This window comes from Pantoea sp. E2023-21, assembly GCF_051302795.1.
Taxonomy (GTDB): domain Bacteria; phylum Pseudomonadota; class Gammaproteobacteria; order Enterobacterales; family Enterobacteriaceae; genus Pantoea; species Pantoea ludwigii_A.
In genome coordinates this window covers 522,189-542,338 of the sequence record NZ_CP195344.1, presented here as the reverse complement: position 1 = coordinate 542,338, position 20,150 = coordinate 522,189, and the positions used below count along the sequence as shown (strand labels likewise).

The window sequence follows — 20,150 nt, the reverse complement described above, 5'->3', positions numbered from 1 at the left end:
CATCGATAACGTTTATTTCTGATTAATTCCAACTAAAAAATAATTGTTTTTTAGCTTAAGAAATAAAAAACCCGGCATTGCCGGGTTTATTTAATTGAGCGTTAATTAGCCAACGAATTCCAGGCCGCCCATGTAAGGACGCAACACTTCAGGTACTTCAATACGACCATCGGCCTGCTGATAGTTTTCAAGTACCGCAACTAAAGTACGACCCACCGCCAGACCTGAACCGTTCAGTGTGTGCACCAAACGCGGTTTCTTGTCGGTTTTGCTGCGGCAGCGCGCCTGCATACGACGCGCCTGAAAATCGCCCATGTTGGAACAAGAGGAGATTTCACGGTAGGTGTCCTGTGCAGGCAACCAAACTTCCAGGTCATATGTTTTGGCAGAGCCAAAGCCCATGTCCCCGGTGCAAAGCAGCATTTTACGGTATGGCAGATTGAGCAACTGCAGCACTTTTTCTGCGTGACCGACTAACTCTTCCAGCGCATCCATGGACTGTTCGGGCGCGACAATTTGCACCATCTCCACTTTGTCGAACTGGTGCATACGGATTAAGCCGCGCGTATCGCGCCCGTATGAACCGGCTTCGGAACGGAAGCACGGCGTGTGTGCAGTCAATTTGAGCGGCAAAGATTCCTCTTCGACGATTTCATCACGCACCAGATTGGTCAGCGGTACTTCAGCGGTAGGGATCAGCGCATAGTTGCTGCTACCCGCCTCTTCGCCCAGGGGTTTAGTATGGAACAGGTCTTCACCAAACTTCGGCAGTTGTCCGGTCCCATATAGCGTTTCCTGATTCACCAGATACGGAACATAGGTTTCAAGATAACCGTGCTGCTGCGTATGAAGGTCAAGCATAAACTGGCTCAGAGCGCGATGCAGACGTGCGATCTGGCCCTGCATCACAATGAAACGTGAACCGGTCAATTTCACCGCTGCTGCAAAATCCAGACCTTTAGCGGCTTCGCCTAGCTCAACATGATCTTTGACCGGGAAATCAAACTGGCGCGGCTGGCCCCAACGACTGATTTCCTGATTCTCGCTGTCATCTTTGCCCAACGGGACTTCGTCGACCGGGAGGTTTGGCAAAGCGAGGGCAAAATCACGAATTTCGTTCTGCAGGGCATCCAGTTCTGCTTTAGCCGCATCCAGGCGTTCGCCCAGCGCGTTCACTTCCTGACGCAGCGGCTCGATATCTTCCCCACGTGCTTTGGCCTGACCGATGGATTTGGATCGGGAGTTACGCTCAGCTTGCAGATTTTCAGTTTCCACCTGCAAGACTTTACGACGCTCTTCGAGCGAACGTAAGGTTTCCACATCCAGTTTGAATCCTCGGCGTGCCAGTTTTTCTGCGACTGCGTCTGGCTCGTTACGCAGCAGGTTGGGATCGAGCATGCTAATCCTGTGTAATAAAAGGTTGATTGAACGAATGGCGGGACTTGCATCCCTATGGAATGCAATGAAATCCTTGCTCACCTTACCGTAAGGTGTTTATCAGCGGTAGCGTTTTATCGGGCTATTTTGATCCTGCTCAGCCAGCCAGGCGAGTTTTTCGCCGATTTTTCCTTCAAGCCCGCGATGAGTCGGTTGGTAGTAGCGTGTCTGCGCCATTTCAGGCGGGAAATAGACTTCACCCGCCGCATAGGCGTTGTTCTCGTCATGTGCATAACGATACTCTTTGCCCAGCCCCATCTCCTTCATCAATTTAGTCGGCGCATTGCGTAAATGTTCCGGCACATCGTAATCAGGAAATTCGCGCGCATCGCGCATCGCGGCTTTGAAAGCAGTATAAACCGCATTACTTTTGGGAGCGCTGGCAAGGTAAACAATTGCCTGCGCAATCGCACGCTCGCCTTCGGCCGGACCAACGCGGGTAAAACAATCCCAGGCGGCAAGTGCAACCTGCATACCGCGCGGATCGGCGTTACCGACATCTTCCGAAGCGATAGCCAGTAAACGGCGTGCGACATACAGCGGATCGCCGCCCGCTGTGATGATTCTTGCATACCAGTAAAGCGCCGCATCGGGCGCTGAACCGCGCACCGATTTGTGCAAAGCAGAAATTAAATCGTAGAAACGATCGCCTTTGTTATCAAAGCGCGCAGCCCTTTCACCGGAGACTTCGTTGAGCAATTGTGGTGTTAATTCACGCTGGCCTTCCGCGTTGCTTTCCGCCATATCCGCCATCATTTCCAGCGTATTCAATGCCCGACGTGCATCGCCGTTTACCAGCTCTGCAATCATGCGACGCGTATTCTCCGGCAGCACAATATCGCTTTTGCCATAGCCGCGTTCTTCATCCTGCATTGCCTGCAGTAGCACCTGTTCAATGTCGGCCGTAGTAAGGGATTTGAGTAAATATACGCGGGCGCGCGATAGCAACGCCGAGTTGAGTTCAAACGAGGGGTTTTCAGTGGTGGCACCGATAAAAGTTATGGTGCCATCTTCAATATGCGGCAGGAAAGCATCCTGCTGGCTTTTATTGAAGCGATGGACTTCATCGACAAACAGAATAGTGCGACGACCAACCTGGCGATTTTGACGCGCTCGCTCGATCGCTTCACGAATCTCTTTGACGCCGGAAGTCACCGCAGAAATGCGTTCAACGTCCGCTTTACCATAGTGAGCAATGATCTCGGCTAAGGTCGTTTTTCCTGTCCCCGGCGGCCCCCACAAAATCATCGAATGCAGATGCCCCGCTTCAATAGCGCGCGGCAGCGGTTTACCAGGCGCCAGCAAATGCTGCTGCCCAATGTAGTGTTGCAGTGTCGCTGGCCGCATACGCGCGGCCAGCGGCTGAAACTCATTCGATGGAGCAAAATCCAGAGACAGGTTACTCACCGTGACCTCACTGACGTTGATCGTCCACCGTTACCCCTTTTGGCGGCGTAAAGGTGAATTTGTCTGGGCTAATTGCGCCGTTGTTCTGACTTTTCAGCTGATAATCGCTGTGCTGACCATCTTGCTCAATCGCGCTGAACTTATTGATGGTGCCAGAAGATGTCACGTTAATGGTGAATTGCTTGAGATTGCCATCACTGCTCTTCGGCGTGAGCTCGAAGTTATCACCCTGCTGTTTGATGTTGTACTGTTTCCAGTCGCTCGGCTGGTTACGCGCAATCAGCATAAACGGCGTGTTACTGGCGGCATTTTGCAGCAGGCTAACGCTTGCTTGCTCAACGAAGGGATTATAGAACCACAGATTTTTGCCATCAGAAATAATTACGCTTTCGTCCGGCGCAGTCATATGCCAGTTAAACAAACTTGGACGCTTGACCCACAACTCGCCTTCACCATCCTGCACGTTGGCACCACTGCCATCAGTGACTTTCTGACTAAAGCTGGCGTGGAAGCTGTTCACCTTATTAAGACGCTGTTGCAAATCGCTGGAAGCATCCGCCAATACTGATGCGGAAACAAAACTGGCCAACAGGCCGCAGGCAATAACGCGTAATTTCATCTGATTCGATTCCTTATTCATTGTTTCCCGACACTTACAACATTAAACGTAGTTGCCGCCCTGTCACTTCGACAGGAGAAAAAGCCGAAAGCTCCCTAAAAGATGGGGATCGACCAACAGATAAACAATGGGCCAGTGTTAACTGGCCCATAAGTGAACAATTGCACGCGAAAAATTACATTTCGTGTGGCGGCGGTGACAGGACTTCGCGGTTGCCATTATGGCCCGGTTCAGAAACGATGCCCTGCGCTTCCATCTGTTCGATGATACGTGCGGCACGGTTATAACCGATACGGAACTGGCGCTGAACCCCAGAGATTGAGGCACGGCGTTTTTCCACCACGAAAGAGACCGCTTGATCAAACAGCGGATCCAACTCTTCATCACCCATCATACCGCCAGCCGCGCTATCACTCTCTTCTCCAGCTGTGATGCTTTCGATGTATTGTGGGCGACCGCGTGCTTTCCAGTCCTGAACTACCGCGTGGACTTCCTGATCGCGGACAAATGCACCGTGCACACGCACCGGCATTGAGGAGTTTGGCGGCATATACAACATGTCACCCATCCCCAACAGTGATTCCGCGCCGCCCTGATCGAGGATGGTGCGTGAGTCAATCTTACTGGAAACAGTAAAGGCGATACGCGTTGGGATGTTGGCTTTAATCAGACCCGTGATGACATCAACCGACGGACGCTGAGTCGCCAGCACTAAGTGAATACCCGCCGCACGCGCTTTCTGTGCCAGACGTGCAATCAACTCTTCGACTTTCTTACCTACCGCCATCATCAGATCGGCAAATTCGTCGACCAGCACCACGATATAAGGCAGTTTTTCCAGCACTGGCGGAGTGGTGTCCATGCTGTCGCCCGGCTTCCAGAACGGATCGGGAATGGGTCGGCCCATCGCAGCAGCCTGCTCAATCTTTTCGTTGTAACCGGCAAGGTTACGCACACCCAGCGCGGACATTAGCTTATAACGCCGCTCCATTTCACCCACACTCCAGCGCAGCGCATTCGCAGCATCTTTCATGTCGGTAACCACTTCGGTCAGCAAGTGCGGAATACCTTCGTAGACTGACAGCTCAAGCATTTTCGGGTCGATCATGATAAAGCGGACTTCTTCCGGCGTAGCCTTATACAGCATGCTGATAATCATGGTGTTAACGCCAACCGACTTACCGGAACCGGTGGTACCGGCAACCAGCAAGTGAGGCATCTTCGCCAAATCAGCGACAACCGGCTGTCCTGCGATGTCTTTACCCAACACCACGGCAAGCGGAGAAGGATTTTCACGGAATTTAGGGCAATCCAGAACTTCGCGTAAATAAACGGTTTGACGGTGTTTATTGGGCAGCTCAAGGCCTACGTACGGTTTGCCTGGAATGACTTCCACCACACGCACCGCAACAGCTGACAAAGAACGCGCCAGGTCACGCGACAGGTTGGAGATACGTGAAGCTTTCACGCCAGGAGCCAGATCAAGTTCGAAGCGGGTGATAACCGGGCCAGGCGAAATACCAACAACTTCCGCCTTCACACGGTAATCAGCCAGTCGAGCTTCAACCAGTCGCGCAGTTTGCTCAAGCGCAAACATATCCACCGGCTCTTCTTCTGCCGGTGGTGACGTGAGTAAATCCAGCGTTGGCAGCGGTGTGGTTGGTTTTTCCAGCGGCTGTTCATGGCGAACCAGGAACGGATGGAACAAGCTGTCCTGCACGGGCGCAGCGGGTTTCACTGGTGCAGGCGGCGCCGAATAAGCTTCCTGCTCCGGTGATGACCATGGGCTGGATTCAGCACTTAACGAAGGCAGTGATGCTGGCTGCGGCGCAGCTGACTGCTGCCATTGCGGTGGCGCTTCAGTTTCCGGCTCTGGCTCTGGCGTTGCCGATAGGGTAAAGAGCGGCTCACTTGGCGTATCGTCAACCAAATCTTTCATGGGTGAGAAATCAAAAGCAGAAGAGGTATCCAGATTAAAGACTGGCGCTTCTTTCACTTCAGGCTCGTTATAGCGTTGCTGCTGCTGATCGGCGAACTGACGTGCGAGTTGAGCTTGCTGTAGCGCCTCTTCATCTTCGGGCTCACGCGCATCCTGCCAGCTTTCACCGTAGCGATTCTGCTGCTGCGATGCGAAGGCTTCGCGCAGTTGTGCTTCCTGTAATTCAACATCATCCTCTTGTGAAGGAGCGCTGTAGGAAGCGGTTACTTCGGGTTGTTGCTGTTCAGCATCTTTGGCCTGCTCTTCCGCCATTCGTTGAGAAGGCAGTTTGATGCCGTAAGATGCCAATTCACGTCTTGTTGGCAACTTAACTTTGTTGGGACGCGGCAGCTCTGGGCCAATGCCCTGCTTCACCTGCGGGTTGTAATCACGCTCAGGCACGATATCAAAGGCAGGCGAATACGCTGTTGATGCACTCGCCGCTTTTACCGCGCCGGCGGCAAGTGATGCGGCAGCGACGGTATTAATTGTTGCTGAAGACGACGCAGCATCCTGCCAGTTGCCCATGCTCGGCCCCTCATCGTCATCAGCAGGCGAGAACGGAGAAGATGCTGGTTCATTTGGCACTTCAAAGCGATAAAGTGGCGTAGAAGATTGCGCGATCGGCTCAGGCGCGACAGCAATAGGCTGAGAATTCGGGATCGACTGAACCGTTGTCTCGGCAAAACCTGGCGTAACGGTAGGTTCCACTACTGCGCTTGCCGCAGGCTGCGCTACGGCAGGAGTCTGCTGGGCGGCTTGCGTGGTAACAGCAATCGCAGCGGCAGTGGCAGCACTGGCTTTCGCCAGCAGTGGATCGTCACCTAACGCGTGTGTAACGGGGTCACTAACCTTACGCGGTTTTGCTAACAGCACATCATCGTCTTCATTAGCCGACTGTGCAGCATGCATTGGAGGCGCGACCTTTTCAGCATGATCTTCGTCGTCGTACTCTTCTTCCTGCCAGGGTTCGTCATGCCGTGAACGGTTGCTGGCGAAGGTCAGAACACCCATCACCACGCCGCCGATTTTCTCGGCAATCGTCAGCCATGACCAACCGGTATAGAGCGTGATGCCTGCAGCCCATACGCAAAGCAGCGTCAAGGTGCCACCAGCCGAACTGAACCACGGCGCCATGGCATTGCTCACCAGGCTGCCAATCACGCCGCCTGAGGTAAAATACCAGATGTCATCAACGTTGAGTGCTGCAAGGCCACAAGTGGTCACCACCAAGGCCAGCACGCCAATCAGGCGCAAACCTACGGCAAAGTAGTCGATGTAATCCTGACGATCGCGTTGACGGAAGGTGATCCAACAGAGGCCAATAATGACGGGAGGAATGGCATAGGCCATCACGCCAAAAATGAACAACAGGGTATCTGCCAGCCATGCGCCAACGCTACCACCCAAATTATGGATAGGCTCATGCCATGCGGTTTGTGACCAGCTTGGATCTGAAGGGTTGAAACTCACCAATGACACCATCAAGTAGATGGCGAACAAGGCCACAAGAATGAGCAATGCTTCCAGCAGCCTACGTCCACTGCTCAGCGGTTGTAACGAAACGTCTTTATCTTCTGTATATTCCTGGCTCAAGAGAACTCTCCAGGTGCCTGTAAAATAAGAAGGCAACAACGTCGGGCATGCCCGACGTTGGTCCTGTATGAATTCACAGGAGTGTACCTAAATCCTGCAAGCTTTGCACCTGCCCTGCACTAACGGGTTTTGATCACCAGACGATTGCTCTGTTTGACCTCTTCCATCACCACATAAGTGCGGGTGTCATTAACGCCCGGCAGACGTAGCAAGGTTTCCCCCAGCAGTTTACGATAGGCGGACATATCCGGTACACGGGTTTTCAGCAGGTAGTCAAAGTCACCGGAAACGAGGTGACATTCTTGAGTTTCCTCAAGTTTTTGCACTGCGGCGTTAAATTGCTCAAACACATCCGGCGCACCACGATTCAGAGTAATCTCAACAAATACCAGCAGTGAAGCATCCAGATAGTGGGGATTGAGTTGCGCGGTGTAACCCAGAATGAAGCCTTGACGCTCAAGGCGACGCACGCGCTCAAGACAAGGTGTTGGCGATAATCCAACACGCTTTGAAAGCTCGACATTGGAAATACGACCGTCTTTCTGCAATTCATTCAGAATGTTTCTGTCGATACGATCTAAATCTTTTCCGGGGCGTTTCTTATTGTCTACCATTATTATTGTCTCTCTTAATTCCTTCCCTTTACCTGCCACACCCTGAAAACGCTCATTGTTCAGGGCCTTACTGAAGTGAAGACCATAAGCCTGTGCAGTAACGCTACCATCCGTATGACGCATGTTGTCTGTCCACATCATGCGTCATTACCAATGTCAGGCTGAGTTTATTCGGCTAAAAAGCCCAAAACAGAAATGAAATTCTGTTTTGAATCGCTAAATATTCTCTGCTTCTCCCAATGTTTTCGCAAAAGCGCAGGCGATTGTCAAAGTAAAACATCCAAATTCAGTACAAGATGCCAGATAGAGTTCTGGGTTGCTGTTTTTAAATGAGAATTTTAGTGCTGCTGCACCACTATTTGCCGAGCTTTGCCCCCTTTTGGCGCACACCGCGTGCAAAATCTGCACTCATCGTCTACGCCGCTTGCAGCGATTGTTAACAAAATTGCTGAAGCCTTTTTTTGCGGCGTTAATTTCCCTACAATCAAAAACTATGTTGTCAGAAAAAAATTGAGGAACGCATGAGTACGGCCAAACACAGTAAGCTGCTCATTCTGGGCTCCGGCCCTGCCGGTTACACTGCTGCAGTTTATGCAGCGCGCGCCAACCTGAATCCGGTGCTGATTACCGGACTGGAGAAAGGCGGTCAACTTACCACAACCACAGAAGTGGAGAACTGGCCAGGCGATGCCAATGATTTAACCGGTCCCGCGTTAATGGAACGCATGCAGGAGCATGCTGAGAAATTCAACACCGAGATCATTTTTGACCACATTCATACTGTCGATTTGCAGAACCGTCCGTTCCGTTTAATCGGCGACAGCAGTGAATACACTGCCGATGCTTTGATTATTGCAACAGGCGCTTCAGCGCGTTACCTCGGTCTGCCATCAGAAGACGCTTTCAAAGGCAAAGGTGTGTCCGCTTGCGCTACCTGCGACGGTTTCTTCTACCGCAACCAGAAAGTTGCCGTCATTGGTGGCGGTAACACCGCTGTTGAGGAAGCGCTTTATCTGGCGAACATTGCCGCTGAAGTGCATTTGATTCACCGCCGCGACAGCTTCCGCGCTGAAAAAATTCTCATCGACCGTTTGATGGAAAAAGTGCGCAATGGCAACATCGTGCTCCACACCGATCGCACGCTGGACGAAGTGGTGGGCGATCAGATGGGCGTAACGGGTTTAAAACTGCTGTCTACCAAAGGTGAAGCACCTGAATCACTTGACGTCGCTGGCCTGTTTGTCGCCATCGGTCACAGCCCAAATACCGCCATTTTTGATGGCCAGCTGGATTTAGAAAATGGCTACATCAAAGTGCAGTCCGGTTTGCATGGTAACGCTACGCAAACCAGCATCCCAGGCGTGTTCGCTGCCGGTGATGTAATGGACCACATCTATCGTCAGGCGATTACCTCTGCAGGAACCGGTTGTATGGCTGCATTGGATGCTGAGCGTTTCCTTGATGGACTGGTTAAAAACGATAAGTAAGTTGTTAATAACCTGATCATAATCGTCTAAAGGCGGCCAGTTTTGGTCGCCTTTTTTGTTACCTGCATGCTACAGTTCAGGCGCCCGACATTGCTGGGTTTTCATCCGGGATTGACATCTCTTTTGAGTTACCAAACGGCATCGCATGAACAAATCACGGCAACAAGAACTTCTCCGCTGGCTCCGTCAGCAACGTCATCACGGTGCGCGTAATTTACGTGCTGCCTCACTGTTCGGTTTTGCTGGCGCTCTGGTCATTATTGCTCAAGCCTGGTTAATGGCTTCGCTGCTGCAAAATTTGATTGTGGCGCAGCAACCGCGCGCAACACTTCTCACCGATTTTCTGTTACTGCTCCTGTGCTTTGTTCTGCGCGCCGGCTTGCACTATGCTCGCGAAATGGCCGGGCATCGCGCTGGCGTCGCCATTCGACGAGCGTTACGCCAACAGGTGCTGAACCGACTCAATGAATTAGGTCCGGCATGGATTCAGGGCAAACCCGCAGGCAGTTGGGCTACGTTGCTGCTCGAACAAATCGAAGAGATGCAGGAATACTACGCGCGTTATCTGCCTCAGATGTCGCTAGCGGTATTTATTCCGTTAGCTATTTTGATCGCCATTTTCCCGATTAACTGGGCTGCGGGATTGATTCTGCTGGTAACCGCACCATTGATTCCGCTGTTTATGGCCATGGTAGGCATGGGCGCTGCAGATGCCAACCGCCGCAACTTTGTGGCTCTCGCCCGCCTTAGCGGTGATTTTTATGATCGTCTACGCGGCCGTGAAACGCTGCGCCTGTTCAATCGCGGCGCGGCAGAGCAACAGGCAATTGCCGCTAGTACCACGGATTTCCGCCAACGCACCATGGACGTTTTGCGCCTGGCGTTTCTCTCTTCCGCCGTGCTGGAGTTTTTTGCTTCACTGGCGATCGCTGTCGTCGCAGTCTATTTCGGTTTCTCTTACCTCGGCGAACTGAATTTCGGTCATTACAGCACCGGCGTAACACTGTTTGCCGGTTTTCTGGCACTAATTTTGGCCCCGGAATTTTTCCAGCCATTACGCGATTTGGGCACCTTCTATCACGCCAAAGCGCAGGCGATTGGTGGAGCTGATGCGCTGGACCAGTTTCTATGTGAAAGTCCCGATCCTGCCGTAGAGCAAGCTTCACCTGCGTTTTCTCTCACTGGACCGCTTAACATCCAGGCACAGAATTTAGTGGTGATGACCGCGAGCGGTGAAGCGCTAACGCAGCCACTCAGTTTCACTCTCGACGCTGGCAAGCGTGTAGCATTAGTCGGGCAAAGCGGCGCGGGGAAAACCGTGCTAATGAATGTGATGCTTGGCTTCCTGCCTTATCAAGGTTCGCTGCAGGTGAATGGACAGGAACTGCGGGATATCAGTCGTGATAGCTGGCAAAAACATCTCGCCTGGGTAGGCCAAAATCCTCATTTACCCGCTCAAACGCTGCGTGAAAATTTGCTGTTCAATCATGACATTGATGATGCCACGCTCACTGCGGTACTGCAGCGTGCGGGAGTTAGCGAATTTTTGGCCCGTTTGCCGCAAGGATTAGATACCTTTTTAGGCGATGGCGGCGTTGGTCTTTCCGTCGGCCAGGCACAGCGTATTGCCGTGGCGCGTGCACTGCTTAAACCTGCGCAATTACTGCTGCTTGATGAGCCTGGTTCTGGGCTGGATAGCCAGAGCGAGCAACATGTTATCAGCGCTTTGCAACAGGCTGCCACCCAGCAAACCACGCTGATGATAACGCACCAACTGAACGAGCTCGTAAGCTGGGATGAAGTTTGGGTAATGCAGGCGGGGCAACTGGTTCAACAAGGTCATTGGCAGCAGCTGATTGAACAAGATGGACCGCTGCGCGAAATGGTGCAACATCGTCGAAAGGAGATCGCATGATGAATCATTTACTGCCTTTCCTGCGTCTGTTTAACCGTCATCCATGGCGTTTAGGGCTAGGCATAATTCTTGCGATCGTCACCCTACTTGCTAGCATTGGGCTGTTAACGTTATCCGGGTGGTTCCTCGCCGCCTCTTCGCTAGCGGGTATTACGGGACTTTACACGTTCAACTACATGTTGCCCGCTGCTGGAGTGCGTGGTGCGGCGATCATGCGCACAGCAGCGCGTTATTTCGAACGCCTGGTGAGCCACGATGCTACCTTCCGTGTGCTGCAACATTTGCGCGTTTTCACCTTCAGTAAACTCATCGCCCTCGCACCTGAACAGTTGGGACGTTTTCGTCAAGGTGAGTTGCTCAACCGTTTCGTCAGCGACGTGGATACGCTCGACCATCTTTACTTGCGTGTGATTTCGCCATTAATCGGCGCTGTAATTGTGATTGTGGTGGTCACCTGCGGTTTAGCGCTATTGGATGTGCCGTTAGCTTTGCTGCTCGGCGGCATTATGTTATTGACGCTGTTGCTCATGCCGCCGCTGTTTTGGCGGCTTGGCACTTCAGTCGGACAACAGTTAGCCCAGCATCAGGCCAGTTGGCGCCTGCAGTTAACGCATTGGATTACCGGCCTGTCTGAGCTGAAAATCTATGGCGCTGCGCAACTGTGGCGTGACCAGCTTGATACGGAAGAACTTAAGTGGCAACAGGCGCAACGTAGACAACATCGCCTACAGGCGTTGGCACAAAGTCTGCTGCTGGTCATCAGCGGTGTGACGGTTACGCTGCTGTTGTGGATTTCCGCTACTAGCGTAGGTGGAAATAGTGCGCCGGGCGCGTTAATCGCGCTGTTTGTGTTCTGCGGACTGGCGGCGTTTGAAGCATTGGCGCCGGTTGCCGGTGCATTTTTGCCGCTGTCGCAAGTGACCAGCGCAGCGAAGCGGGTACAGGAAATCATTGATCAACCTGCAGCAATACGTTTTCCCAACGCTAAAAATGCTAGCGCATCAGGTATCAGCTTGAAGCTGGAAAATATCTGTTTTAGCTATCCACAGCGCCCTGAACCGGTGCTGCAGCATTTCTCACTATCGTTAGGGTCTGGTGAACATCTGGCGCTGCTCGGCCCCACCGGCTGCGGGAAGTCCAGCCTGCTGACACTCATTACGCGCGGCTGGGAAGCGCAACAAGGTTCGATTAGCCTGAACGATATCGACCTCGCCGCCTGGGACGAAGCTTCGCTACGCAGCCGCATCAGTGTGGTGACACAGCGTGTACATCTATTTAGCCAAACGCTGCGCGACAATCTGCTACTGGCAAAACCGGATGCTAGCGATGAACAGTTGATTAATGCCTTACATCAGGTTGGTCTAACGCATCTCGCCGAGCGAGATGAAGGATTAAATGCGTGGATGGGCGATGGCGGTCGACCGTTATCAGGCGGTGAACTGCGTCGTCTGGCAATTGCACGTGCCCTGTTGCACGATGGCGATTTATGGTTGCTTGATGAACCCACTGAAGGTTTGGATGCCAGCACCGAGCAACAGATCCTGACACTATTGCAGCACGTCACCCACGGTAAAACACTAATCATGGTGACGCATCGCTTAAGTGGTTTGGAGTCCATGGACCGCATTTGTGTTATGGATCAGGGAAAGATTATTGAATCCGGCACGCACGCCGAATTAATCTCAAAAGCAGGCCGCTACTGGCGTTTCCATCAGCGCTTTACGCTATAGTCTTAGCCAACAGCCCTGAGTGTGATTGACGCAATGAGACTGATACAGCTTTCACGGGATTCATTAAATTTCCCACCCCCTGAAATGGCGCTGCGCGAGCCCAACGGATTATTGGCGATGGGCGGCGATCTCTCCCCTGCCCGCCTGATGAATGCTTATCAGCGGGGAATTTTCCCGTGGTTTTCTCCAGGCGATCCGATTCTTTGGTGGTCGCCGGATCCCCGCGCGGTCATGCTGCCAGAATCTTTCCATCTGAGTCGCAGTATGGCGCGCTTCCATAAGCGTTCGCCCTATCGCGTTACCATGAATCACGCGTTTCCACAGGTGCTGGAAGGCTGTGCCAGCGGCCGACAAGAGGGAACGTGGATCACCTTTGAAGTGAAACGTGCGTGGTTACGTTTATACGAATTAGGCCATGCGCATTCGATTGAAGTCTGGTGCGGTCAGCAACTGGTGGGCGGCATGTATGGATTGGCACTGGGGCAAATTTTTTGCGGTGAATCGATGTTTAGCCGTCAGGAAAATGCCTCGAAAACTGCGCTGTGGGTGTTCTCACAACACTTTGTGGCGCATCAGGGTCGACTGATTGATTGCCAGGTGCTGAACCCGCATACCGCCTCATTGGGTGCAGTTGAAATCCCGCGCGTCGATTATTTACAGTATGTGCAAACCCTGGCGTGGCAACCGGTTTCTGACAGCTGCTGGCAAACACAAACCCTTTTTTGACATGGCTCACCGATGTTTTGCACACAATTCCCGACAAAAGTGATACAATAAGCGAGTTTGGTATGTCGTCCGCGCTTCGCTGTGGCGAGCCGGAATTGCCAGGTTGGGGATCTCACACATTCCCCGAAGCTGTTTTGATTGTGCAACTGATGCCGATTGCTACAGATTCTTAGCCCGCTAATCCCCCGCAGACGTCAAAAAACACCCTAATTTATCCGTACTGCACGCGCAACGGCGCGACGCACGGCGAAGCGTTGGCAAAATCATCAACGGTTCTTTACATAAATCATGGAATTCGGCATTATCTTGCCGGTTCAACAGTTTGGTAGTACACCCAGAGGATTCGATGGCCAAAGAAGACAATATTGAAATGCAAGGTACCGTACTGGATACGTTACCGAACACCATGTTCCGCGTAGAGCTTGAAAACGGGCACGTGGTTACCGCTCATATCTCCGGTAAAATGCGCAAAAACTATATCCGCATCCTGACGGGCGACAAAGTGACTGTCGAGTTGACCCCGTACGACCTGAGCAAAGGCCGCATTGTCTTCCGTAGTCGCTAAGTAGAGATTCATATCTCGCGCTGATCGCACGAACTTAGCGCAAAAAAAAGGCCGGATTTGCATCCGGCCTTTTTCATATCTGCATCACGCTTAGTGAACTGTACCTTCGGTTTTACGTTTTTCCGCACTCAGGAAGTGGTAAGTAAGCTGGTTTTTATCTTTATCCAGCGCTACTGATACCGATCCACCATCAACCAGCGAACCAAACAGCAGTTCATTCGCCAACGGTTTCTTCAGGTTTTCCTGCACGGCACGTGCCATCGGACGCGCACCCATCGCTTTGTCGTAACCCTTATCAGCCAGCCAATCGCGCGCATCATCGCTCACTTCCAACGATACGCCCTTCGCATCCAGCTGCGCTTGCAACTCAACGATAAATTTATCTACTACCTGATGAATCACTTCCTGAGACAGGTGACGGAACCAGATGATGTTATCGAGACGGTTACGGAACTCTGGCGTAAAGATTTTTTTGATCTCTTCCATCGCGTCAGTACTGTTGTCCTGATGAATCAGGCCAATCGACTTACGTTCAGTTTCGCGTACGCCGGCGTTGGTGGTCATTACCAGCACCACGTTACGGAAGTCTGCTTTACGTCCGTTGTTATCGGTCAGCATACCGTTATCCATCACCTGCAGCAGCAGATTGAAGACATCCGGGTGTGCTTTCTCGATTTCATCCAGCAGTACAACAGCGTGCGGATGCTTGATGACCGCATCCGTCAACAAACCGCCCTGATCGAAGCCGACATAACCGGGAGGCGCACCGATCAAACGGCTAACGGTGTGGCGCTCCATATACTCGGACATGTCGAAACGCAGCAGTTCGATACCCAGCGCTTTAGCCAACTGAACGGTAACTTCTGTTTTACCAACGCCAGTTGGGCCCGCAAACAGGAAGGATCCGACCGGTTTACGATCCTGGCCCAAACCAGCGCGGCTCATCTTGATTGCTTCAGTCAGTGCTTCAATCGCATTATCCTGACCAAACACCAGCATTTTCAAACGGTCACCGAGGTTTTTCAACGTATCGCGATCGGTTTGTGACACGCTCTGCTCTGGAATACGTGCAATACGCGCCACCACGGTTTCGATATCCGAAACATTAACCGTTTTCTTACGCTTGCTGACCGGCACCAGACGCGCACGCGCCCCGGCTTCGTCAATTACGTCAATCGCCTTATCCGGCAAATGACGATCGTTGATATACTTGACCGCCAGCTCTACCGCCGCACGTACCGCTTTCGCGGTATAACGCACGTCATGATGCGCTTCGTACTTCGGCTTCAGGCCGTTGAGAATCTGCACGGTTTCTTCCACAGAAGGCTCAGTAATATCAATCTTCTGGAAACGGCGCGCCAGCGCACGATCCTTCTCAAAGATATTGCTGAATTCCTGATAAGTGGTTGAACCCATCACGCGAATTTTGCCGCTTGAAAGCAGCGGCTTAATCAGGTTTGCCGCATCCACCTGGCCACCTGATGCCGCACCCGCACCAATAATGGTATGGATTTCGTCAATAAACAGGATGCTATTACTGTCCTGCTCCAGCTGTTTCAACAAGGCTTTAAAGCGTTTTTCAAAATCACCGCGGTATTTGGTTCCGGCCAGCAGCGAACCGATGTCGAGTGAATAGATGGTGCACTCTTTCATCACTTCCGGCACGTCGCCCTGCACAATGCGCCAGGCAAGCCCCTCAGCAATCGCTGTTTTACCCACGCCCGATTCACCCACCAGCAGCGGGTTATTCTTGCGACGACGGCACAATACCTGAACAGTACGCTCCAGCTCTTTATCGCGGCCGATCAGCGGATCGATTCCGCCGACGCGAGCAAGCTGATTAAGATTGGTGGTGAAGTTTTCCATACGATCCTCCCCGCCTGCTTGCTCTTCGTTAACCGGATTTTCCGCATTGTTCTGCGGCTGGCCGGGTTCGTCTTTACGCGTACCATGGGAGATGAAGTTCACCACATCGAGACGGCTCACTTCATGTTTGCGCAGCAGATAGGCCGCTTGCGACTCCTGCTCGCTGAAAATAGCGACCAGCACGTTGGCACCAGCGACTTCGCTGCGACCGGAGGACTGGACATGGAATACCGCACGTTGCAGCACGCGCTCGAAGCTGAGCGTAGGTTGGGTATCGCGCTCCTCTTCGCTGGCAGGCAACACCGGCGTGGTTTGTTCGATGAAGGCTTCGAGTTCCTGACGCAGAGCCACGATATCCACCGAACAGGCTTCCAGTGCCTCTCTGGCCGACGGGTTACTGAGCAATGCCAGCAACAGATGCTCGACGGTCATAAACTCGTGACGGTGCTCACGCGCTCTGGCGAAAGCCATGTTTAAACTGAGTTCCAGTTCTTGATTGAGCATTTGGCACCTCCCCCAATTATCGCTCTGACAACCTATCTCCTATATGGAGATGGCTTCAGGCTTTTTCTAGCGTACACAGCAACGGATGTTCATTATCTCGTGCGTAATTGTTCACCTGGGCTACTTTGGTCTCCGCCACTTCTGCAGTGAATACACCACAGATTGCTTTTCCATGGTAGTGAACTTTCAACATCAGCTGCGTTGCACGTTCAATATCATAAGAAAAGAACTTTTGCAGAACGTCAATAACAAATTCCATAGGTGTATAATCGTCATTGTTCAGAATGACTTTATACATTGAAGGCGGCTTTAACCCTTCGCGTACTTTATCTTCGGCTAGATGTTCAAAATTAAGCCAGTCGTTTGTGTTTGCCATAATGTTCCGTCGAAATTCTGCGTTACGATTGTGCGCATTTCTGCGCCCATTCCTAAAGTTTAACATGCCTGTCAAGCCGGCTTTGACTTGCTAAAAAGTGGCCCTAAAAGCACATGCGCGACCTGTATCACAAAATTTGCAATAGCGTTAACTGCCTCAAATTTTGATGAATTTATCCCCATCCGCCAGGACCGTTTGCTTGACGATAAGGTCCGTTTCTCTACATTCTACTAACACAAGCTGATTGAGTTTTAAACAAGCTCGACTCACAGCTTCAATGACCTCACCTACTTATCAAAATGTCTTGCGAGGGAAGTAAAAGCATGGAGACGGGTACTGTAAAATGGTTCAACAACGCCAAAGGCTTCGGGTTTATCTGTCCGATTAGCGGCGGCGACGATATCTTCGCACACTACTCCACGATCCAGATGGAGGGATACAGAACGCTGAAAGCTGGCCAACAGGTTCAGTTTGATGTCCATGAAGGACCAAAGGGCAATCACGCCAGCCTAATTGTGCCCTGTGAAGCCACGCAAGCTGCGGTCGCTTAACGCGCAGGCTGTTTCACGTATTCTGACCACTCCCGAAAAAAAATGCCAGCCGCAGACGCTGGCATTTTTATTTGGCGAATCGACCCTAACTTCAATCCGCCCGACCGCGCGCCAACCACATCACGTGAGCGAACAGCTGATCCAGCAGCGACGGAATGGCCTCTGGCCCGCGTTCCGCCGCCGCCATCGCAACAGCAATTGCCAGCTCAGGTTTCGAACTGTGATGAATGGCTTGACTAATAATACGCCGCATATTCATAGGCGCGTTTAACGGCAGGTGCGCCATCTGATGATAAACATCGCTAAAGCCTTGCTTGTAGAGAAAATGCTCGATGTCAGGTGCCGGGAATTGGGTGAGATGATCGCTTTCCCGTGCATGCGACGGTAGTTGGCTGCGCGCGGTGGCGGCATATTTGCTACCCGCCTGGTCGCCGTCGGTCAGTACATGCCAGGCGATGCCCATGCGTTGGGCGAATTTTAGCAATGGCTTCAGGCCAGATTGCGCAAACTCAATTACTTTCACCCCTTCCGCCGCGAAGTGATAGCCGCGCTGTCGTGCCAGTTCATTAATAATCCACACTTCGGTTTCGCCTTCCACCAATAGCCAGCAGCGGGCAAACAGCGCCGATGGGCGATTCACACGGATGTGAAAACCAATGCGGCGGCTCTCTTCAGCACTCAACCCTTCCGGCCCAATGCGCCAGGCTGCCACGCGCGCGGGTTCACGCACCAGACGGCAAATATTCTCCAGCGGCACCTGCGACAGTAATTCGCCCGAGTTGGTCGTGGCAATTTTTTGCAGCGGCATCAGTTCCAGTAAATTCCACGCCACCGATAGCATGATGGGATGCAAGCGCGTCTCCGGATCTTCCACCAGCAGCAGCGGATGCGCACCCGCGGGCAATGGTTCGTTGCCGTGCGCCTGAATCAACAGCGAGAACATGCGCAGCAGAATCACCTGACGACTGCGTGATTCAGTGCCGGCAATCAGATGATTAAGTTTATCCAGCGAGCGCCAGCCTTCGCTGCCATCACGGACTTCCGGGGCAACGCGCATCGCGCTACTGCCTGACTGCTGCACCAGAAAATAGTGTTCCAGCAGTTGCTGCATAGTATGCAATCCCTGACGCAGCAGATCGTCGCTTAACGTTTGTGGCCGCACCACCAAATCGCGCGTCAGCTTTTCCACTTCCTGCGCCAACGCCGTTAAGGTGGTTGCGCGCCGCTGCTCATCGTTGTCCGTAAGCCGGGTTCTGCGGCCAAAACGCGCATCGCGTAAGCGCAATACCGGATAATACGCGCGCAGATGCGCCAGCGCGGCGTCAGTGCCCGCCATTGGCAACACATCGTTGTTCTCATCGATAAAACGCCAGGTGGTTTTTACACCCTGCTCCTGACGTTTGGCGCGGGTGCTGAAACGGATATAGCGACCGTTTTCATCGTGCAGCCAGAAGGGCTGAAACAGTGCGCCATCATCAGCGCCCTGCGCGCGAAAGCGAAATACCAGCTGCAGGTGGCGCATGCGCGCATCGATATCACCGGGTGGAAAGTGAAAGTCGTGTTCAGTGAATTGATAAGGTTCTGCAGCAGGTGCCAGTAATAGCGTTAATGCGTCCAGCAGGCTCGATTTACCCCAGGCATTTTCTCCAATCAGCAGATTGGTGTCAGTCAACGGCAATGACAGCCGATTAATGCCGCGAAAACCGTGAATATCGATATGTTCCAGAATCATCATACAATCCATCCGTTACCTTGTCTGAGCATGGTCCGCCACGCTGCGCTGGTCAAGTCAGCGCAAGGGGAAAAGGTTTACACTTCAACTGTTTTTCGCTAGCGTGACAGCCCTCAAATCATGGATAGAAACCCACTATGTACGGATTGATTATTATCCTGTTGCCGCTGATTTTCGGCTATCTGCTGCCACTGCGGCAAACATCACTTTTACAGGTTGTAAGCCGCACGCTGAGTGCGCTGGTGTATATCATTCTGTTCTTTATGGGCACCAGCCTGGCGTTTCTCGATAACCTGAGCAGTAATTTACTCGCCATTTTCCACATCGCCTTGGTCAGCATGCTGAGCATTCTTGCCTGCTCGCTGCTGGCGCTGTGGCTGCTGGAGCGACGCTGGCCGTGGCGCCACCAGCACAAGCCGCAAACACTGCCGTCGCGTCTGCATATGGCGCTGGAGTCGCTCAAGCTATGCGGCTCGGTGCTGGCCGGTTTTCTGCTCGGTTTAAGCCAATGGGCACCGCTGCGCCATGCATCAACCATTAGCGAATACGCCTTGATGCTGATGCTATTGCTGGTGGGTATTCAACTGCGCAGCAGCGGCATGACATTGCGTCAGATCACCATTAATCGCCGTGGCATGGTGGTGGCGCTGGTCTCTATGAGCAGTGCGCTGCTCGGAGGCATCATCGCTGCGCTGCTACTGAATCTGCCGATCAAAACCGGTCTGGCGCTGGCGAGCGGTTTCGGCTGGTATTCACTTTCCGGTATTTTGATGAGCGAATCGTTTGGCCCGGTGATAGGTAGCGCAGCCTTCTTCAACGATCTGCTGCGCGAACTGATCACCATCATGCTAATCCCGCTGTTAATTACCCGTCAGCGCAGCATGACGCTGGGATTAAGCGGCGCAACATCGATGGATTTCACGCTGCCGATCCTGCAACGCACCGGCGGCATGGAAATTGTCCCCGCCGCGATTGTGCACGGTTTTATCATGAGTTTACTGGCCCCGATCCTCATCGCCCTGTTCTCGGCATAATTGGCACAGCGCA

General features: G+C 52.6%; 14 protein-coding genes and 2 pseudogenes. 7 read left to right on the top strand and 9 right to left on the bottom strand.

The genetic code is table 11. The features are described from left to right. Positions 1-105: 105 nt before the first annotated feature. From serS to lrp, 6 genes and pseudogenes are all read right to left on the bottom strand, one after another. Positions 106-1,398, bottom strand: coding sequence for a serine--tRNA ligase (gene serS, locus ACRQ84_RS02595; protein WP_064740738.1), 1,293 nt, complete (start codon positions 1,396-1,398; stop codon positions 106-108). A 99-nt stretch (positions 1,399-1,497) separates the two neighbouring features. Further along, positions 1,498-2,844 carry a replication-associated recombination protein A gene (locus tag ACRQ84_RS02590; protein ID WP_483817107.1) on the bottom strand — a complete coding sequence of 449 codons (1,347 nt, stop codon included), beginning with the start codon at positions 2,842-2,844 and terminating at the stop codon, positions 1,498-1,500. A gap of 7 nt (positions 2,845-2,851) precedes the next feature. Beyond that, positions 2,852-3,463 (bottom strand): outer membrane lipoprotein periplasmic chaperone LolA, encoded by a 612-nt coding sequence (gene lolA / locus ACRQ84_RS02585; protein WP_008102417.1) that lies wholly within the window; start codon positions 3,461-3,463, stop codon positions 2,852-2,854. 175 nt (positions 3,464-3,638) lie between these two features. Beyond that, positions 3,639-5,624, bottom strand: a pseudogene (locus ACRQ84_RS02580) (DNA translocase FtsK); the annotation flags it as partial. A gap of 900 nt (positions 5,625-6,524) precedes the next feature. Further along, positions 6,525-6,926, bottom strand: a pseudogene (locus ACRQ84_RS02575) (DNA translocase FtsK 4TM domain-containing protein); the annotation flags it as partial. Positions 6,927-7,156: 230 nt separating this feature from the next. After that, the gene (gene lrp, locus ACRQ84_RS02570) at positions 7,157-7,651 is read right to left on the bottom strand and encodes a leucine-responsive transcriptional regulator Lrp (RefSeq protein ID WP_006118610.1); all 495 of its coding nucleotides are present in this window, start codon (positions 7,649-7,651) and stop codon (positions 7,157-7,159) included. A gap of 521 nt (positions 7,652-8,172) precedes the next feature. On the opposite strand from lrp, the gene trxB reads away from it, so the two are divergent. From trxB to infA, 5 genes are all read left to right on the top strand, one after another. Further along, on the top strand, positions 8,173-9,138 hold the full coding sequence (trxB, locus tag ACRQ84_RS02565) for a thioredoxin-disulfide reductase (RefSeq protein WP_064740735.1): 966 nt from the start codon (positions 8,173-8,175) through the stop codon (positions 9,136-9,138). 145 nt (positions 9,139-9,283) lie between these two features. Continuing rightward, a complete protein-coding gene (gene cydD / locus ACRQ84_RS02560; protein ID WP_483817106.1) occupies positions 9,284-11,053 on the top strand; it encodes a heme ABC transporter permease/ATP-binding protein CydD in 1,770 nt (589 codons plus the stop codon). Continuing rightward, positions 11,053-12,783 carry a heme ABC transporter ATP-binding protein/permease CydC gene (gene cydC / locus ACRQ84_RS02555; protein WP_483817869.1) on the top strand — a complete coding sequence of 577 codons (1,731 nt, stop codon included), beginning with the start codon at positions 11,053-11,055 and terminating at the stop codon, positions 12,781-12,783. Before cydD ends, cydC begins: the two co-directional genes overlap by 1 nt. Positions 12,784-12,816: 33 nt before the next feature. Beyond that, the gene (aat, locus tag ACRQ84_RS02550) at positions 12,817-13,509 is read left to right on the top strand and encodes a leucyl/phenylalanyl-tRNA--protein transferase (RefSeq protein ID WP_064740733.1); all 693 of its coding nucleotides are present in this window, start codon (positions 12,817-12,819) and stop codon (positions 13,507-13,509) included. 346 nt (positions 13,510-13,855) lie between these two features. Next, positions 13,856-14,074, top strand: coding sequence for a translation initiation factor IF-1 (gene infA, locus ACRQ84_RS02545; RefSeq protein ID WP_002211347.1), 219 nt, complete (start codon positions 13,856-13,858; stop codon positions 14,072-14,074). Between the two features lie 90 nt (positions 14,075-14,164). Here infA and clpA read toward each other — a convergent pair whose 3' ends face one another. Then, the gene (clpA, locus tag ACRQ84_RS02540) at positions 14,165-16,444 is read right to left on the bottom strand and encodes an ATP-dependent Clp protease ATP-binding subunit ClpA (protein WP_483817105.1); all 2,280 of its coding nucleotides are present in this window, start codon (positions 16,442-16,444) and stop codon (positions 14,165-14,167) included. Between the two features lie 55 nt (positions 16,445-16,499). Next, positions 16,500-16,820 (bottom strand): ATP-dependent Clp protease adapter ClpS, encoded by a 321-nt coding sequence (gene clpS / locus ACRQ84_RS02535; protein WP_007887621.1) that lies wholly within the window; start codon positions 16,818-16,820, stop codon positions 16,500-16,502. 323 nt (positions 16,821-17,143) lie between these two features. Between clpS and cspD the strand changes: the two genes are divergently transcribed. After that, a complete protein-coding gene (gene cspD, locus ACRQ84_RS02530; protein WP_007887624.1) occupies positions 17,144-17,371 on the top strand; it encodes a cold shock-like protein CspD in 228 nt (75 codons plus the stop codon). Between the two features lie 91 nt (positions 17,372-17,462). On the opposite strand, the gene ACRQ84_RS02525 is transcribed toward cspD, so the two are convergent. Further along, positions 17,463-19,103 (bottom strand): DUF2813 domain-containing protein, encoded by a 1,641-nt coding sequence (locus ACRQ84_RS02525; RefSeq protein WP_064741204.1) that lies wholly within the window; start codon positions 19,101-19,103, stop codon positions 17,463-17,465. 137 nt (positions 19,104-19,240) lie between these two features. Here ACRQ84_RS02525 and ACRQ84_RS02520 point away from each other — a divergent pair, with 137 nt between their 5' ends. Then, entirely contained in the window at positions 19,241-20,137 is an 897-nt protein-coding gene (locus ACRQ84_RS02520) for a LysO family transporter (RefSeq protein WP_483817104.1), read from the top strand. Positions 20,138-20,150: the final 13 nt, after the last annotated feature.

Excerpts from the sequence above, each read along its gene's own strand:
- trxB (WP_064740735.1), top strand. The coding sequence starts at position 8,173 with ATGAGTACGGCCAAACACAGTAAGCTGCTCATTCTGGGCTCCGGCCCT.
- ACRQ84_RS02525 (WP_064741204.1), bottom strand. The coding sequence starts at position 19,103 with ATGATTCTGGAACATATCGATATTCACGGTTTTCGCGGCATTAATCGG.
- aat (WP_064740733.1), top strand. The coding sequence starts at position 12,817 with ATGAGACTGATACAGCTTTCACGGGATTCATTAAATTTCCCACCCCCT.
- infA (WP_002211347.1), top strand. The coding sequence starts at position 13,856 with ATGGCCAAAGAAGACAATATTGAAATGCAAGGTACCGTACTGGATACG.
- lrp (WP_006118610.1), bottom strand. The coding sequence starts at position 7,651 with ATGGTAGACAATAAGAAACGCCCCGGAAAAGATTTAGATCGTATCGAC.
- serS (WP_064740738.1), bottom strand. The coding sequence starts at position 1,398 with ATGCTCGATCCCAACCTGCTGCGTAACGAGCCAGACGCAGTCGCAGAA.
- clpA (WP_483817105.1), bottom strand. The coding sequence starts at position 16,444 with ATGCTCAATCAAGAACTGGAACTCAGTTTAAACATGGCTTTCGCCAGA.
- clpS (WP_007887621.1), bottom strand. The coding sequence starts at position 16,820 with ATGGCAAACACAAACGACTGGCTTAATTTTGAACATCTAGCCGAAGAT.
- cydC (WP_483817869.1), top strand. The coding sequence starts at position 11,053 with ATGAATCATTTACTGCCTTTCCTGCGTCTGTTTAACCGTCATCCATGG.
- ACRQ84_RS02520 (WP_483817104.1), top strand. The coding sequence starts at position 19,241 with ATGTACGGATTGATTATTATCCTGTTGCCGCTGATTTTCGGCTATCTG.
- cspD (WP_007887624.1), top strand. The coding sequence starts at position 17,144 with ATGGAGACGGGTACTGTAAAATGGTTCAACAACGCCAAAGGCTTCGGG.
- cydD (WP_483817106.1), top strand. The coding sequence starts at position 9,284 with ATGAACAAATCACGGCAACAAGAACTTCTCCGCTGGCTCCGTCAGCAA.
- lolA (WP_008102417.1), bottom strand. The coding sequence starts at position 3,463 with ATGAAATTACGCGTTATTGCCTGCGGCCTGTTGGCCAGTTTTGTTTCC.